This is a genomic window from Priestia sp. YIM B13551, from assembly GCF_042787905.1.
Taxonomy (GTDB): Bacteria; Bacillota; Bacilli; order Bacillales; family Bacillaceae_H; genus Priestia.
Map to the genome: position 1 here is coordinate 291,790 of NZ_JBHZOX010000003.1, position 15,259 is coordinate 307,048.

At 38.6% G+C, this 15,259-nt stretch carries 18 protein-coding genes; 10 read left to right on the plus strand and 8 right to left on the minus strand.

From position 1 onward, the window contains the following. Positions 1–3: 3 nt before the first annotated feature. From tenA to ACFX4N_RS18520, 5 genes are all read left to right on the plus strand, one after another. Entirely contained in the window at positions 4–675 is a 672-nt protein-coding gene (gene tenA, locus ACFX4N_RS18500; RefSeq protein ID WP_013055593.1) for a thiaminase II, read from the plus strand. Next, on the plus strand, positions 668–1,432 hold the full coding sequence (locus ACFX4N_RS18505; RefSeq protein WP_192100528.1) for an ABC transporter ATP-binding protein: 765 nt from the start codon (positions 668–670) through the stop codon (positions 1,430–1,432). The genes tenA and ACFX4N_RS18505 overlap by 8 nt, the downstream gene beginning before the upstream one ends. Beyond that, positions 1,429–2,172, plus strand: coding sequence for an ABC transporter permease (locus ACFX4N_RS18510; RefSeq protein ID WP_013055595.1), 744 nt, complete (start codon positions 1,429–1,431; stop codon positions 2,170–2,172). The genes ACFX4N_RS18505 and ACFX4N_RS18510 overlap by 4 nt, the downstream gene beginning before the upstream one ends. Beyond that, complete coding sequence (locus tag ACFX4N_RS18515; RefSeq protein WP_192100529.1) at positions 2,169–3,179, plus strand: ABC transporter substrate-binding protein; 1,011 nt, start codon at positions 2,169–2,171, stop codon at positions 3,177–3,179. The genes ACFX4N_RS18510 and ACFX4N_RS18515 overlap by 4 nt, the downstream gene beginning before the upstream one ends. 86 nt (positions 3,180–3,265) lie before the next feature. Beyond that, on the plus strand, positions 3,266–3,511 hold the full coding sequence (locus ACFX4N_RS18520; protein ID WP_192100530.1) for a ferredoxin: 246 nt from the start codon (positions 3,266–3,268) through the stop codon (positions 3,509–3,511). A 123-nt stretch (positions 3,512–3,634) separates the two neighbouring features. Here the strand turns inward: ACFX4N_RS18520 and hxlB are convergent, their stop codons facing one another. The 3 genes from hxlB to hxlR form a co-directional block, all read right to left on the minus strand. Beyond that, positions 3,635–4,207 (minus strand): 6-phospho-3-hexuloisomerase, encoded by a 573-nt coding sequence (gene hxlB / locus ACFX4N_RS18525; protein WP_377262009.1) that lies wholly within the window; start codon positions 4,205–4,207, stop codon positions 3,635–3,637. A 10-nt stretch (positions 4,208–4,217) separates the two neighbouring features. Continuing rightward, positions 4,218–4,847, minus strand: a complete 630-nt coding sequence (gene hxlA, locus ACFX4N_RS18530) for a 3-hexulose-6-phosphate synthase (RefSeq protein ID WP_013055599.1) — start codon at positions 4,845–4,847, stop codon at positions 4,218–4,220. A gap of 273 nt (positions 4,848–5,120) precedes the next feature. After that, positions 5,121–5,486, minus strand: a complete 366-nt coding sequence (hxlR, locus tag ACFX4N_RS18535) for a transcriptional activator HxlR (protein WP_013055600.1) — start codon at positions 5,484–5,486, stop codon at positions 5,121–5,123. A gap of 256 nt (positions 5,487–5,742) precedes the next feature. On the opposite strand from hxlR, the gene ACFX4N_RS18540 reads away from it, so the two are divergent. After that, the gene (locus tag ACFX4N_RS18540; RefSeq protein ID WP_013055601.1) at positions 5,743–6,324 is read left to right on the plus strand and encodes a hypothetical protein; all 582 of its coding nucleotides are present in this window, start codon (positions 5,743–5,745) and stop codon (positions 6,322–6,324) included. A gap of 16 nt (positions 6,325–6,340) precedes the next feature. Beyond that, a complete protein-coding gene (locus ACFX4N_RS18545; RefSeq protein ID WP_013055602.1) occupies positions 6,341–6,664 on the plus strand; it encodes a DUF3243 domain-containing protein in 324 nt (107 codons plus the stop codon). A gap of 43 nt (positions 6,665–6,707) precedes the next feature. Here ACFX4N_RS18545 and ACFX4N_RS18550 read toward each other — a convergent pair whose 3' ends face one another. The 3 genes from ACFX4N_RS18550 to ACFX4N_RS18560 are packed head-to-tail and all read right to left on the minus strand — an operon-like array spanning position 6,708 to position 9,103. Next, a complete protein-coding gene (locus ACFX4N_RS18550; protein ID WP_013055603.1) occupies positions 6,708–6,893 on the minus strand; it encodes a FeoB-associated Cys-rich membrane protein in 186 nt (61 codons plus the stop codon). Positions 6,894–6,908: 15 nt separating this feature from the next. Next, positions 6,909–8,879 carry a ferrous iron transport protein B gene (feoB, locus tag ACFX4N_RS18555; RefSeq protein WP_192100531.1) on the minus strand — a complete coding sequence of 657 codons (1,971 nt, stop codon included), beginning with the start codon at positions 8,877–8,879 and terminating at the stop codon, positions 6,909–6,911. Beyond that, positions 8,876–9,103: a FeoA family protein gene (locus tag ACFX4N_RS18560; protein WP_025749730.1), complete on the minus strand. Its 228-nt coding sequence runs from the start codon at positions 9,101–9,103 to the stop codon at positions 8,876–8,878. The genes feoB and ACFX4N_RS18560 overlap by 4 nt, the downstream gene beginning before the upstream one ends. Before the next feature lie 178 nt (positions 9,104–9,281). On the opposite strand from ACFX4N_RS18560, the gene ACFX4N_RS18565 reads away from it, so the two are divergent. The 3 genes from ACFX4N_RS18565 to ACFX4N_RS18575 all read left to right on the plus strand — a co-directional run bounded on the left by ACFX4N_RS18565 (position 9,282) and on the right by ACFX4N_RS18575 (position 13,279). Further along, the gene (locus tag ACFX4N_RS18565; RefSeq protein ID WP_081252118.1) at positions 9,282–9,767 is read left to right on the plus strand and encodes a GNAT family N-acetyltransferase; all 486 of its coding nucleotides are present in this window, start codon (positions 9,282–9,284) and stop codon (positions 9,765–9,767) included. Between the two features lie 187 nt (positions 9,768–9,954). Then, positions 9,955–12,330 carry a YhgE/Pip domain-containing protein gene (locus tag ACFX4N_RS18570; protein WP_057274383.1) on the plus strand — a complete coding sequence of 792 codons (2,376 nt, stop codon included), beginning with the start codon at positions 9,955–9,957 and terminating at the stop codon, positions 12,328–12,330. 97 nt (positions 12,331–12,427) lie between these two features. Further along, positions 12,428–13,279, plus strand: a complete 852-nt coding sequence (locus ACFX4N_RS18575; RefSeq protein WP_057274384.1) for a class I SAM-dependent methyltransferase — start codon at positions 12,428–12,430, stop codon at positions 13,277–13,279. 57 nt (positions 13,280–13,336) lie between these two features. Here the strand turns inward: ACFX4N_RS18575 and rpoN are convergent, their stop codons facing one another. Next, a complete protein-coding gene (gene rpoN / locus ACFX4N_RS18580) occupies positions 13,337–14,671 on the minus strand; it encodes an RNA polymerase factor sigma-54 (protein ID WP_057274385.1) in 1,335 nt (444 codons plus the stop codon). A 215-nt stretch (positions 14,672–14,886) separates the two neighbouring features. Beyond that, positions 14,887–15,234 (minus strand): winged helix-turn-helix transcriptional regulator, encoded by a 348-nt coding sequence (locus tag ACFX4N_RS18585; RefSeq protein WP_034668472.1) that lies wholly within the window; start codon positions 15,232–15,234, stop codon positions 14,887–14,889. Positions 15,235–15,259: the final 25 nt, after the last annotated feature.

The following is a 15,259-nucleotide window of genomic DNA, read 5'->3' on the forward strand; positions in this document are numbered from 1 at the left end:
ATCATGAAATTTAGTGAACGATTATATGAAAAGCTGCAGCCGATTTGGCGCCAAAATCATAATCATCCCTTTGTAGAGGGGATGGGAGACGGAACGCTTGAAAAGGAGAAGTTTCGCTTTTATATGATTCAAGATTATCTTTACCTAATTGATTATGCTAAATTATTTGCGATTGGAGCCATGAAAGCTACCGATGTTCAAACGATGGGGAAATTTGCTGCACTTTTAGATTCTACATTAAACGAAGAAATGAGCCTGCACCGTGAGTATGCCAAGAAATTTGAAATCAGCGAAAAAGAATTAGAAAAAGCGCAGCCATCTCCTACAACGCTTGCATACACACACTATATGCTGCACGTTGGTCAAAGCGGAACATTGGCTGAATTAGTGGCGGCTCTTTTGCCTTGTATGTGGAGCTACTGGGAAATAGGAAAAGAACTCAGTGAAAAGCCTGGAGCTAACAATGAGTTTTATCGTGAGTGGATTGAAATGTACAGCTCAGAAGAATTTGGAGAACTAGCGACGTGGTGTATCAACTTATTTGACTCACTTACTGAAGACAAATCAGAAGCGGAGTTAGAAAAGCTCGAAGAAATTTTCTTAAACACAACGCGTTTTGAGTATATGTTCTGGGATATGGCTTATAACGAAGCGATGTGGCCAATTTATGAATAAGTCTGTGTTATCTTTTCAAAACGTAAGTTTTACGTACAAAAACGGTGATCAAGCGATTTTAAAATCATTAAATTTAGACGTGAAAGAAGGCGAGTTTGTAAGTATCGTTGGAGCAAGCGGATCTGGAAAAAGTACGTTGTTTCGTCTCATTACAGGTCTTGAACAGCAGAGTGAAGGCGATATCATGATTAACGGACAGTCTTACGAAAAACGTCTTGGAAAAGTAGGCTACATGCCGCAGCAAGATTTGCTTCTTCCGTGGCGCACGATTCTAGACAATGCAGCACTGCCTCTTGAGCTTCACAATGTGTCAAAGGCAAGTGCTCATAGGCAAGTATCTCAGCTGCTCGAAGAGTTTGGGTTAAAAGGGTATGAAAACCGTTTTCCAAGTGATTTATCCGGAGGGATGAAGCAGCGTGTTTCTTTTCTGCGAACGGTATTAAGCGGTTCTAACGTGCTGCTTTTGGATGAGCCTTTCAGTGCGCTTGATGCCATTACGCGTCTATCGATGCAGGAATGGCTGCTTGAACAATGGCAAAAGCGTAAACACACCATCTTATTTATCACTCATGACGTAAACGAAGCGCTTTTTTTATCAGATCGTATTTTTATCTTTTCAGACAAGCGGGTAAGTCATCTTGAAGAGATTCAAGTGCCGCTTAGCAGACCTCGAACGCAAAAAGATTTGAATCAACAGCGTGTGCTTGACGTGAAAGATTATTTAATTGAACAGCTTAGATCGAAGGTGAACACATGAAAAAGTACGGAGCTTCAGTGATATTAGTAGTCATTTTACTGGCTGCTTGGGAAATTGGAGCACGCATTGTAAACTATCCGTTTATTTTACCAACGCCCACCGGTATTTTAACAAAGCTTTGGGATTTGCGAATGGATTTATTGTTTAAGCATTTACCAGCTACGTTATCTATTGTCGTAATTGGGCTGCTTATATCCGTTGTGCTAGGGGTTCTGCTGGCCGTGTGGATGAATTGGAGTCCGCTTATTGAGCGTGCTTTCTATCCGCTTATTATTGCGTCACAAATGATCCCGACCATTGCCATTGCTCCTGTATTTGTTCTCTGGTTTGGCTACTCCATTTGGAGCAAAGTGATTGTGACCGTATTAATTACTTTTTTTCCTATTACGGTTAGCACATTCGACGGGCTTCGTTCCACAAACAAAGAGTTAAAAGAACTCATGCTAACGATGGGAGCAACAAAAAAAGATATTTTCTTTAAGTTGAACATTCCTTCTGCACTGCCTCATTTTTATTCAGGGCTCAAAGTAGCGGTTACCTTTAGTATAATAGGTGCTGCCATTGGGGAATGGTTAGGTGCACAAGCAGGCTTAGGATATTTCAGTCGTCGCATGATGACACAGTTTGATGCAGCTGGTGTATTTGCACCAATTGTGATTTTATCCGCGCTTGGTATTTTATTCTTTATTATTGTAGTAGGTTTCGAAAAACGTTCATTAAAGTGGAGGAAAACAGAATGAAAAAATGGTTTGCGATTGGGTTAAGCCTGATGCTTGTTTTGATGCTCGCTGCTTGCGGCCAGGACAAGGAAAATAAAGCTGGTGACAGTAAAAAATTAAAAGACGTTACAATTATGCTTGATTGGTACCCAAATGCAGTGCACAGCTTCATTTACGCTGCACAAGAAAAAGGATATTTTAAAAAAGAAGGGCTGAATGTAAAAGTACAGTTTCCTGCTAATCCAACAGACTCGCTTAATTTAGCAGCTGCGGGGAAAGTTACGCTCGGACTTTATTATCAGCCTGATGTAGCAATGGCACGAGCAAATGAAGATGTGCCGGTAAAGTCGGTGGGAGCGATTGTAAGATCTCCGTTAAACCGAGTTGTGGCGCTGAAAGATAGCGGTATTAAGCGTCCTAAAGATTTAGAAGGAAAAGTAGTAGGCTACAGCGGAACACCATTAAGCGAGTCTGTTCTAAAGAAAATGGTAAAAAGCGATGGAGGAGATCCGAATAAAGTAAAACTAGTAGACGTAGGATTTGAGTTGAATTCATCGCTGATAAGTAAAAAAGTAGATGCTGTAATAGGGGCATATATTAATCACGAAGTACCATTGCTTCACAAAAAAGGATACAAAACGGTTGACATTGATCCTTCGGATTACGGTGTACCATCTTATTATGAGCTAGTGGCAGTTACTGGGGATCAAACGTGGGCAAAAGATTCTGATACGATTAAAGCGTTTTGGCGTGCTGCGACAAAAGGGTATGAGTACACAGAGAAGCATCCAAAAGAATCACTTCAAATTCTATTAGATAACCAAGATAAATCAAACTTCCCTCTTGAAAAAGACGTGGAAACAAAAAGTTTAAATATTTTACTTCCGAAAATGAAGTCTGACCAAGGATTTGGCAGTCAAACGAAAGAATCATGGCAGTTAAATGTGGACTGGTTAAAAGAGTCAGGATTAATTAAGAAAAAGGCAAATGTAGATGAAATGTTTGAGAATATCGGAGAATCCAAGTAAATAATTTAAGACAAATTTAAAAAAACCTTCTTATACTGAACGTAACTTTCTGAACGAGAAAGTGAAAAGGTAAAGGAGGTTTTTTTATGGCTTTTACGATAGTAGATAAGGAAAAATGTATTGCTTGCGGAGCATGTGGAGGGAGCGCACCAGATCTTTATGATTATGATTCAGAAGGTCTTGCTTATGCCGTGTTAGATAACAACGAAGGAACAAAAGAAGTTCCTGAACATCAGCAAGATGAGATGATGGAAGCGTACGAAGGATGCCCCACAGAATCGATTAAAGTTGCAGAGCAGCCCTTTTATGGAGATGCACAAAAATTCGAATAGGGCTTTTGAAAAAAGTAAATAATGATAAAGTACATTTAGTTTCTATGTGAGATAAGTTAACATTTCGGCATGTTCAGTATAAGGTTTCAAAACAAAAAGGTCTTGCCTAGGCAAGACCTTTTTTTATTCTAAATTTGCATGCTTTCCGTACATTGTATGGGTATCAAGTTCCTTCTTCTCCATGAAGCGAAGAATCAGCGCATCGTAAAAGAGAAGAAGCGTTTGTTCAAACAGTGACGCCATAGGCTGCACTGTTTGATAACTGCTTTGTTCTTGATCCTTCGGAGCACCGGGCAGCTTCACGATAAAGTCAGCCAGCTTGCCAAGCGTGGAGTCGGGAGAAATTGTGACTACTCCAACTTTTCCCCCAAGTTCTTTTGCTTTTTGAGCGATAGGAATCAAGCTCTTCGTCTCGCCAGAACCTGATCCGATGATTAATAAATCATCCTGCGTGAAAGTGGACGTCACGGTTTCTCCAATGACATAAGCATCAATGCCCATATGCATCATACGCATAGCAAACGACTTGCCCATAAGGCCTGAACGGCCTGCTCCTGTGACAAACACTTTTTTAGATGAGATGATGCCATTTACAAGCTGTTCAGCTTCATCGTCAGCGATTAGAGCTGTTGTTTGTAAAAGCTCATTCATAACCGTTTTTAAATGTTCGCTCGTCTGCTGTTCGCTCGTCTGCATAGAAAGCTCCTTAATTTGTAATAAGCTCTTTCATTTGAGAAGCAACTGATTTTTTATCGTCTTGGCTCGTGATTCCTCCGCCAACGATAACAAGATCAGGCTGTGCTTTTACTACTTCAGGTAAAGATTCTAATTTAATACCGCCAGCAACGGCTGTTTTTGCATTTTTTACAACGCTTTTGATTGTTACTAAATCTTCAAAAGAGTTTTGGCCAACTGCTTGAAGATCGTATCCTGTGTGTACACAGATATAGTCAACGCCAAATTCGTCTAGCTCTTTTGCGCGTCCTTTAATATCTTTTACACCAATCATATCGACTAGAATTTTTTTACCTTGTTTTTTGGCTTCTTCAACTGCACCTTTGATTGACATATCTTCAGCCACACCTAAGATGGTAATGATGTCTGCTCCAGCTTGAGAAGCTTGCTGTACTTCATAACCAGCTGCATCCATGATTTTTAGGTCAGCTAATACTTTTAAATTAGGAAATGCTTCTTTAATTTCTTTAACGGCGCGAAGCCCTTCATTAATTACAACGGGCGTACCGATTTCCACGATATCAATATGTTCTTCAACTTCTTTTACTACCTCTTTTGCTTGAGAAATATTAACAAGATCTAATGCTAATTGTAATTCCATTCTACTCCACTCCACTCCTTATAGAAATCTATAGATACCTTTTGTGCTTTTTTACATAAAAAGCAGCTGGTGTAGTTATTGTACCCGCAGTTTGAGGTTCTTAAAAGTACGCACTTTTCCCACAAATAGTGTGGGGAATGATAGTATACAGAAGTATACTAATGGACATATCAGTCTTGTAACCGCTTAATTTTCATTGAAAATGCGGATGATATTGATTAATATCATCCGCATAAAAAAATAAAAACTATGGAATAGAAGGATTAGTTTCCATTATTTAATTAACGTTTCTGCCTTTTGTTCTTGATTGATCAGCACTGTATCACGGTAATTTTTACCCCAATCGTACATGGCTGTCAAAATAGGCATTAAACTTTCTCCTTCTTTTGTAAGTGAGTATTCGACTTTAGGTGGTACGACAGGATAAACTTTACGGTTAACAATTAGATCTTCTTCCAGTTCCCGCAGCTGGTTAACCAGCATGCGCGGCGTAATATCAGGAATAAGCGATTTTAGTTCCCCGAACCGTTTTGTTCCTTCACGTCCTAAGTGCCATAGTATCAGCATCTTCCATTTTCCACCGATAATAGCAAGCGTTAATTCTTTTTCACAGTTAAATTCCTTATTAAGCTGGCTCAATTGCTTCACCCCTATGACCAATAGTATAAAATTTAAAGTACTACTTATTATACCGGTGCTGACAATCCTTTTACAAAAATCCGGCTTGTATCTTCCCATTAAAAAGCTCAGCTTTTCTTACTATATAGTTATTCTTGACTAGTGAGGTGTAAAAGGTGGCCTTTAGTCATGTTTTTTATTTTTAAGGAATTCAATTGTTTAAATATAAAAAAAGATGGGAAATCACTCAATAACAATGCTAAAGGAGGCAGTAAAAATGGAAAGAAGCCGATCTGAATTACAAAACCCTGCTTTAAGCAACAGCGCAGGCATTAATAACGACGTAGGAATCAATAACAATCCACAGACAGCTAATAGCACTACTGCTGTTAGCGCTGGAAAAAGCTGCAGCAGCAAGCTAGTAAAAGGTGTTGTTGTCGGGGCAGTTGTGGGTGGATGTATAACATTGCTTGATAATAAAACTCGCTCATCTGTTAAAAGAAGAGCCGTTACATTAAAGGACTCTTCTGCAAACATGATTAATCAAGTAAAAGAGAACCCTCAAGAAACAAAAGAAAAAATGGTGCAACAAATGAAAAACGCATCGAATCTTTTAAAAGATGCAATTAATGATGCTAAACATTTGTACGAGCGTGTAAATGAAGATTTCTTTAAGCAAGCAGAAGATGTGAAAAGCGTTACGCATGATGCAAAATCGACGGTAGAAGATGCTAAAAGTGATTTACAGCAAATTGGTGAAAAAGTGAAAGATGCAACTTCTGAAATAAGTAAAGAAAAAATGACACCAGACGAAAAACCAGAAGCTGAGCGTGAAAGAACATACCAGTCTATTCACTAAAAAGGAGATGTTAACTGTGAGTCAAATGAATGAAGGAACTACAAAAGACATGAATAAAATTGAAGAAACGGCAGATAATTTAGGGACGGAGAAAAAAGAAGCAATTTTGCAGAACTTTGATACGTTTACTGATTATTTGAGTCAAAAAGTTCATGTCGGTAAAAAGCTCGGGTTAAGCGAGGAACAATTAACGGCTGCTACAAAAAAAGTGGCTAGCTATTTAGCCAAAAATGAGGAGCCTCGAAACCGAGAAGAAAAAGTCCTTCATGAGTTATGGAAAGTCAGCAGTGAAGAGGAAAAGGAAGTCCTTTCTCATCTCATTTTAAAACTAGTTGCGTAACATTAAAAAAGCATCCCATCTATCAGGATGCTTTTTTAATGTATTAAGATGATTGATTTTGAGCCTCTTGAATCGTTTTATCCCAGTCAATACCGCAATCATCCGTTGTACAAGAAGATTGCTGTGCGCAGCTTGCACATTTTCCCTGAGTACTCTTGCGGAAGAATTTTGTCATATGATAAAGGGCATATCCAAATATCAAAACCCCAATTAAAATGTTAATAATCAATATTATTCACTCCTTTTAAGAAAAACCAAGTACTTTTCCAATAGTGTGTACAAGCAAAGCTACGAGATAAGCGACAACCAAAGGGTAGGCCACAGCAAATGCTGTCCATTTCAATGAGCCGGTTTCTCGTCGAATAACAGCGACGGTTGCTAGACACGGAACATAAAGAAGAACAAACACCATAAACGTATAGGCTGTTAGCGGTGTAAAGAATGTCTTCATTGTGTCGCCAAGCTGTCCTTCTTGTACTTTATAAATGATGCTCATAGTTGAAACAACCACTTCTTTTGCTAGGAAGCCTGTAATCAGTGATGCTACAGCTTGCCATGTCGCAAAACCTAAAGGGATAAATAGAGGAGCGATAGCACCTCCAATAATAGCCATAAAGCTATTTTCCATATCTACTCCAAAACCGCCAGGGCCAGCGTAAGATGATAGCCAGATAAATACAGAGCCAGCTAAAATAACCGTACCTGCTTTTCGGACGAAATTTCGGCCTTTTTCCCACGTGCTTCTCCAAAGAGTCTTGGCTTGAGGTACGCGGTAAGGAGGAAGTTCGACAATAAAAGTTGATTGTTCGTCTTTAAGAAGCGTTACTGATAAAATTTTCGTTACAACAAGTGCTAAAATAATGCCAAGCAAGTACATAGAAAACACCACAGCTGCTCCGTTTTGCACAAAAAACGCACCTACAAACAAAGCGTATACAGGAAGGCGTGCTGAGCAGCTCATAAATGGATTTACTAAAATGGTCATAAGGCGCTCTTTTCGCTGTTCAATTGTACGCGCGGCCATGATCCCCGGTACGTTACATCCAAAGCTAATAATCATCGGAATAAATGCTTTTCCGTTCAAACCGAAAAATTCCATGATACGATCCATTACTACAGCAATTCGAGCCATGTATCCTGAATCTTCAAGCAGTGAAATGAAAAAGAACAGGACAAAGATTTGTGGTACAAATACTAGTACGCCGCCTACGCCTGCGATGATGCCGTCCACAATTAAATTATGAATAAATGGAGCAGCACCAGCTGCATTTAGAAGAGAATCAGCGCCTTTACTAAGCGTTCCGCCAAAAAAACCGTCCAGTTTATCAGAAAGAGGAACGCCAATCCAAGTAAACGTAATATTAAAAATCAAATACATTAAGCCAAGAAAAATAGGGAGACCAAGCCACTTATGCGTCACAATTCGATCGATTCGATCTGTGAAGGTTAGAGGTGTTTCACTGCCCTTTACGATACACTCGCTGGAAATGCGCTCGATAAATGCTGTACGCACGTCGAAGAAATGCTCGCTAAGCGGCTTGGTTAATTTTTGTGCAGCTGCTTTTCGAAGCTCAAGCAGCTCTGAGTAACTCGTTTTTTCTTTTAATGTTGATTCAATTACGCTATTTTCAGCTAAAAATTGAATGGCAATCCATCTGCTGACATCCGCTTTTGTTTGAATCATATGAATTGCGTGTTCAGCGGTTTCCCCGTAATTTAGTTGAAATAACGGGGCTTTTAAATCTTGCTTCAAAGTGGAGAGAAGCTCATTAATTCCTTTTCCATTGCGGGCAATAATTGCAGAAACCGGAATATGTAATGATTTGCTAAGCTTCTCCAAATGAAAAGTCAATCCGCGTTTTTCCGCTACATCAATCATATTTAAGCCGATTACTAATGGCTTTCCATATTCCAATGCTTGAATAGTGAGATGCATGCTTCTTTCAAACTGAGAAGCGTCTACAATATTCAGCATACTGTTAAATTCTCCGGTTAACAAAAAGTTAGTTACCACTGCTTCATCTGAAGAAAGAGGAGTAAAATCATACACACCCGGCAAATCAACCAGCTGGCTGTTTTGCTTTTTAATAGACCCAACTTTCTTTTCAACGGTTACACCGCTCCAGTTTCCTACGTATTCATAGGAATCTGTTAATATATTGAATAAAGAAGTTTTTCCTGTGTTTGGATTTCCTAAAAGTGCAATTGTACTCATGCTGTCTCAACCTCAATTTTAGCCGCATCGCGTTTTCGGATGCTAATCATTTGACCTTGACATTCAATAATACAAGGTCCTCCTAAGATGGTTTTTTGCTTCATGCATAGTTCGCAGCCTTTTTTTACTCCAAAAGAAAGAAGGCGGCGTTCTAATGATCTATCTAAAAATTCAATGTTTTTAACTTTTACTTTGTCGCCAATACTCACGGTAGTTAAATTCATCATTCAGCACTCCTGTTAATGATAATCATTTTCAATTTGTATCTATCTCGATTATACATAAGGTTCTAAAATCAATCAATGCTTCTAGAGCGTTACAATTAAAAATATATATTTATAACTATATTTTTCAGGTGAAATTATGTACGATTTTAGCAGCAAATTGTCAGGAGGGATGTGAGTGGAGGTAATCATTCGCAAAATGAGAAAAGAAGATATTACGTCTGTTCAATACGTCGCAAAGATGAGCTGGTATGATACATATGAAGGAATTATTCCTAGAAGCGTTCAGAATCGGTTTCTTTCAGAAGCATACTCCAATAAAAGGCTGCTGTGGCGCCTGCACAATTCGTTCATTTATGTAGCAACTATTGATGAGAAAATCGTAGGGTACGCTAACTTTTTCCGACTACAAAACAGAGGGGAAATAGAACTAGGATCTATCTATATACTGCCTGCTTATCAAGGAAAAGGAATCGGTTCGCAATTGTTAGAAAAAGGAATGAAGCGCTCGAAGGAATTAAAAATCGTTTACATTAACGTAGAAAGGGAAAACGGAATAGGCCGTGCTTTTTATCAATCAAAAGGTTTCCAGCTCGTGGGTGAATTTGATGATGAATTTGAAGGGCATTTGTTAAAAACGATGCGGATGAAGTTAATGATTTAAGCCTGTAGCATGAACGTTATCTTAAAAAAGCTGATTTTAAACTTTCTGCTAAAATCAGCTTTTAATTACAGAATAACGATTGACCTTATTCTTGTGAATATGGTAACATTAATCAGAACTTAATGACCGAAAATGTTTTTCGGTCAAACAGTCAGGCGGAAGTAAGGATTATTGGAGGCTAAAAAACATGAATATGATTAAAGGAGAATGGAAAAAAATCTTTTCCAAACCAATGACTATTGTTGTGATTTGCGGATTGTTATTTGTTCCATTACTTTATAATGTCATCTTTTTATCTGCTTACTGGGATCCATATGGAAAAACAGATCAAATTCCAGTTGCAGTGGTAAATGAAGATAAAGGTGCTACGTTAGATGGAAAGAAATTGAATGTCGGTCGTGATTTTGTTGATGATTTAAAGAAAAACGATAAATTTGACTGGAAATTTACGAACAAAGAAAAAGCGTTAGAAGGCTTAAAAAATGAGGACTACTATTTAGTTTTAGAAATTCCAAAGAATTTCTCCAAAAATGCAACAACATTAATGGATAAAGATCCTAAAAAAATGAAATTTATCTATCATACAAATGCCGGAAAGAACTATTCAGGCGCTCAAATTAGCTCAAATGCAGTGGCTAAAATCAATGATCAGATTAAAGAAGCGGTCACAAAGCAGTATGCTGAAACGGTATTTGACAGCTTTAAGCAAGTAGCGGACGGTCTTCAAAAAGCAAGTGACGGTGCAGGAGAGCTCGAAAACGGCTCAAAAACCCTGCGAGATAACATGAAGAAATTAGCAGACAGCACCGTTACATTCGAAGACGGTACAGCTAAATTAGCAAACGGGTTAACGGATGCACGAAAAGGAGCAACAGATTTAAATGCTGGTGCAGCTAAGCTACTAAACGGTGCGGACACAATTAATGAAAACTTAGGCAGCCTAAACAGCGGTTTAGGAAAGTTAGAAAGTGGGAGCGGACAGCTTTATGCGGCTTCTAAAGAACTTGAAACAGGTGCAGGAAAGCTTAGCAATGGATTAGGACAACTACAAGACGGAACTGCAAAACTGCAAGGTGCGACACAACAGCTCAATGAAGGAACAAAGACACTTCAAGGGAAATTACCGCAGTTTACAAGCGGCTTAAATCAAGTGGACGCTGAAGTGAGCAGTGTTACGCAGCAAATTAATCAAGCGGAACAGGAAATTACGCAGATTAAACAGCAGGTCGATTCAAAAAAATCAGAGTTTGAACAGCAGCAGCAAGCCCTCATTGACAGCATTAACAGCAACGAGTCCATTCCTGATGAGCAAAAACAAACGCTGATTGCAGGAATTAAAAAACTCACGTCGCAGCAGTTTATGGATGAACAGCAGCAAAAAGCAGAGCAGTTAAAAGCAAAAGTAGATAAAGTGCAAGAGTTATCTGCGGCTCTTCAAAAGCTGTCTAAAGGCGGAGAAGATATTCAAAGCGCTATTAATAAAATTGCTGATGGACAAAGTCAGCTGTACAATGGCCAAACAAAATTATATAATGCCCAAACTCAATTATACAACGGTGCTGTTAAACTAGCAGACGGAGAAAAGCAGTTCAACAGCAAATTTGCAGAGCTAAACAGCGGTATTGCTGACGCTCATACAGGAGCTGGAAAGCTTGCTGACGGGCAGCAGCAAATTGTGGATGGGCTTAAGAAGTCTGAACAAGGAAGCGCAGCGCTAGCAAATGGTTTAACACAGCTAGAAAACGGGGCAACCAAGTTAGCAAATGGTTCTAAAGAGTTAACAAATGGTTCGTCCAAACTATATGATGGTTCATCTAAATTATCAGATGGAACGAGCGAGCTTCATTCATCTTTAGCAGATGGTGCAAAAGATGCAAAAGATGTTAAAGCGGATGATAAAACATATAGCATGTTTTCAAATCCAACGGATTTAAAATCAGATAAACAAAACAACGTAGATAAGTACGGTGTCGGATTAGCTCCATACATCTTATGTATTGGCTTGTTTGCGGGAACATTAATGTTTTCAGCGGTATATCCAATGAAAGAGCCATCAATTCGACCGACATCAGGCATTTCGTGGTTCTTAAGTAAGTTTAGTGTCATCACTATTGTAGGTATGCTGCAGGCAGCGATTGCTGTTACAGCTCTTCTATGGGGCTTGCATTTAAACGTAACAAGCATTTGGCACTTCTATATCTTTACCATGATTACAGGTGTGACGTTCTTTACACTTATCTTGTTCTTAACAACAGGGTTAGGGAAAGTAGGGCAGTATTTAGCCTTCATTATTCTGCTGCTTCAAATTGGCGGCAGTGCAGGTACATTCCCTAAAGCACTTGTGCCGGAATTCTTCCAGGCAATTAATCCGTACTTGCCTATGACCTATGCAATTCGCGGTTTCCGTGAAATCATTTCAATTGGTGATGATTTCGGCTATGTATGGCATCAGGCTGGCGTACTTGGAATCTTTGCAGCAATCTTCATCACTCTTTCATTGATAATGTTTTATATCAATGCCAGAAAAGAGAAGCATCACACAGAAGAAGAGGCAGCAGCATAATTTAACTAATATAAAAAGAGAGTTCCAGTTTAAAAAGGAACTCTCTTTTTCTTTATGATAGTATAGGTTTACGTATAAAAGAGGGGAACGTGAATGCATGCAGCTTACAAAATTTTCGGTATATGAAAGTGATCGTGTAAAAAAGTGGCAGGAAGGGCTGAAGGAATGGGACGGTTCAATATCGGAACGGATGATAAACGACCGAGCTGAAGATGAATTTTGGCAGCAGTATTTAGAGAAAATGTCTTTTAATTCAGTAAATGACCCTGTAGTAAAACAGCTTCAACAAGAACTTCTTGCTTTTTTGAATCCAAATGACTCTGTTATGGAAATTGGCCCTGGCTGGGGGAATTATACGTTTTCGATTGCTGATTATGTAAAAGAACTTACGTGTATGGATTGTTCGCCAAGCATTATTCGCTACTTACAAACGCAATCAGATGCCCGCTCTAATCTAAAGTTTATAGAAGGTAAATGGGAGTATGAGCGTCTAACAGATAGCTATGATGCCGTAGTAGGAATAAACTGTTTTTACCGTATGCATAATATTGTCGATGGTCTCTTAAATATGAATGATTCGGCTAATCGTTTGGCGGTTATCGGCATGTCAACGGGTCCAGAAAAGCCTCATTACGTAGAGTTACATAGAAAACTTGGGTACGAGATTAAATGGCGCCGTAAGGAATATATTGACTTACTAAATATTTTATATGAACTGGGTATTTACGCAGATTGTAAGCTGGTTCCTATAACCAAAACGGTAACCTATGAGACGTACGAAAATCTCATCAAGAAGAACTCGACAAAGGTGCTTTCTAAAGATATTGACAAGTTAGAAACGGAGAAGATTATTTTACAGCATGTAAAGAAAATAAATGGCAGATATGAATATACGTATCAATATCATATGGCTTTTATTTATTGGAAACCGATAAAAAGAACCCGTTGAGTAAAATCAACGGGTTCTTTTTAGTAGTGATAAAGCTGTAATTTAGAATAAGCAATATTAAAATCGTCGCCGCTTAGAAGAACTTTCAATTCCTGCTTCTTCACGGTATTTAGCTACTGTTCTTCTTGAAATTTGAATTCCTTCGCTGGAAAGAAGAGACATGAGCTTTTGATCTGAAAGAGGTTTTAATTTATTTTCTTCGGCAATTAATGTTTTAATTTTTTCTTTTATAAAGGCAGTAGAATTGCTTTGTTCGCCATCAGTTCGCTCTAAAGAATTGGTGAAAAAGTATTTTAACTCAAACAGCCCGCGTGGCGTTTGAATATACTTTCCGTTAGTCGCACGGCTTACCGTTGATTCGTGACAGTCTACTTTTTGAGCAATATCTTTTAAGGTAAGCGGCTTTAGCCCCGAAATACCCATTTCAAAAAAATCTTGCTGATGTTCCACAATGGCTTTGGACACGTTGTAAATCGTCGCATTACGCTGCTCAATACTATTGATTAGCCAAGTAGCTTCATGAATTTTTTCCTGTACGTATCGATCGGTTGTTACGCATGCAGAGCGATGAACCAGCTTTTGATAGGTACCGTTAATTTCGATGGGCGGAAGCAGCTCGCTATGAAGAATAACATGATAGCGGCCGTCAACTTTTTGTACCGTTACATCAGGCGAGATGTACTTCGTAAGCGGGACGTGGAAATCTCCTGCTGGACGAGGATTTAATGTCCGCAAGCAGTCAACAATTTCTTGTACTTCACGCATCGAAATAGAGTATTTTTTTGAAATGTTCCGATATTTTTTGTTAGCAATATCTTCAATATCGTGTTTTACCACGTCGTATAAAAGAGGAGGCTTTGACGTTTTGGCCTTAATTTGAATAAGCAGTGAATCGACAAAATTTTGAGCGCCCACGCCAATCGGATCAAAGCTTTGTAAAACGTGAATCATATCGTTGACTTCGTTAATTGAAACATTCAACAGTTCGGCTGCCAGTTTTGGCTCAATTGCTAAAAAGCCGTTTTTATTTAAGTTTCCAATTAGAAATTGAACGATGTGTTTTTGGTGTGAGTGTAAATGATTTAGCATAGACACCTGCTCTAATAAATGACTCTCTAATGTCACAGTTTGATCAGATATATAATTAAACGGATTATACTCGTGGTCGGTATAACCTTTTGAATATGAACGCTGTTCTCGAGTATCAAATGAATCTTTTTGCTGAGAGTCGCCAGCAGACAGTTTAATTACAGGATTTTCATTGACTTGCTGATGAAGATAATGAACTAAATCGGCCGTAGAATAATTTAAAATGTTGATAGACTGACGTAATTCAGGTGTCATGGCCAATTTTAATAGTTGTTTTTGGGATAAATCTAAACCTAATTGCATCATTGAATCACCTATCATTCTTGAGTTTTATTTCGACAATTCTGGCTGCATCGTTCGACATCATCATAGCTGAAAATGCGAAAGAATTCTATAGTGTTGTCAGATGTTCTTACACAGGGACGAATCGCAAGAAAGAGTAGGAGAATAGATAAAACAAAAACGAATAGCTCTTGGCAATAGCTATTCGCTTGTTTTAACAGAGCCGCTAGGAGAACTTAGCTGCAATTTGGGGTGTTTCCCATTCTTCTATCTCCCCATGCGCACATCATATTTAAAATTTCTCGTAAGGTTTCGCCTTCTTCACTGAGTGAGTACTCTACTTTAGGAGGAACTTCATTGTATACCTTTCTATTAACCACACCGTCTTTTTCTAATTCTTTTAGCTGTTGGGACAGCATTTTTTTGGTAATAGCAGGCATAGCTCGCTGAAGTTCACTAAAACGTTTTTCGCCTTCTTTTAATAGGCATAAAATAACGACTTTCCATTTCCCGCCGATTACTTCAAGCGTTGCTTCAACAGGTACATTATAGTGGGGTGCTTTCACCGTTAATCCTCCATTCATAAACAGATATGAAATATGGATATAA

Coding starts and splice junctions, on each gene's coding strand:
- ACFX4N_RS18575 (WP_057274384.1), top strand. CDS start 12,428: ATGCAGCTTACAAAATTTTCGGTATATGAAAGTGATCGTGTAAAAAAG.
- hxlA (WP_013055599.1), bottom strand. CDS start 4,847: ATGGAATTACAATTAGCATTAGATCTTGTTAATATTTCTCAAGCAAAA.
- ACFX4N_RS18560 (WP_025749730.1), bottom strand. CDS start 9,103: ATGAATTTAACTACCGTGAGTATTGGCGACAAAGTAAAAGTTAAAAAC.
- hxlB (WP_377262009.1), bottom strand. CDS start 4,207: ATGCAGACGAGCGAACAGCAGACGAGCGAACATTTAAAAACGGTTATG.
- ACFX4N_RS18570 (WP_057274383.1), top strand. CDS start 9,955: ATGAATATGATTAAAGGAGAATGGAAAAAAATCTTTTCCAAACCAATG.
- ACFX4N_RS18515 (WP_192100529.1), top strand. CDS start 2,169: ATGAAAAAATGGTTTGCGATTGGGTTAAGCCTGATGCTTGTTTTGATG.
- ACFX4N_RS18520 (WP_192100530.1), top strand. CDS start 3,266: ATGGCTTTTACGATAGTAGATAAGGAAAAATGTATTGCTTGCGGAGCA.
- feoB (WP_192100531.1), bottom strand. CDS start 8,879: ATGAGTACAATTGCACTTTTAGGAAATCCAAACACAGGAAAAACTTCT.
- rpoN (WP_057274385.1), bottom strand. CDS start 14,671: ATGCAATTAGGTTTAGATTTATCCCAAAAACAACTATTAAAATTGGCC.
- ACFX4N_RS18585 (WP_034668472.1), bottom strand. CDS start 15,234: ATGAATGGAGGATTAACGGTGAAAGCACCCCACTATAATGTACCTGTT.
- ACFX4N_RS18540 (WP_013055601.1), top strand. CDS start 5,743: ATGGAAAGAAGCCGATCTGAATTACAAAACCCTGCTTTAAGCAACAGC.
- ACFX4N_RS18510 (WP_013055595.1), top strand. CDS start 1,429: ATGAAAAAGTACGGAGCTTCAGTGATATTAGTAGTCATTTTACTGGCT.
- ACFX4N_RS18505 (WP_192100528.1), top strand. CDS start 668: ATGAATAAGTCTGTGTTATCTTTTCAAAACGTAAGTTTTACGTACAAA.
- tenA (WP_013055593.1), top strand. CDS start 4: ATGAAATTTAGTGAACGATTATATGAAAAGCTGCAGCCGATTTGGCGC.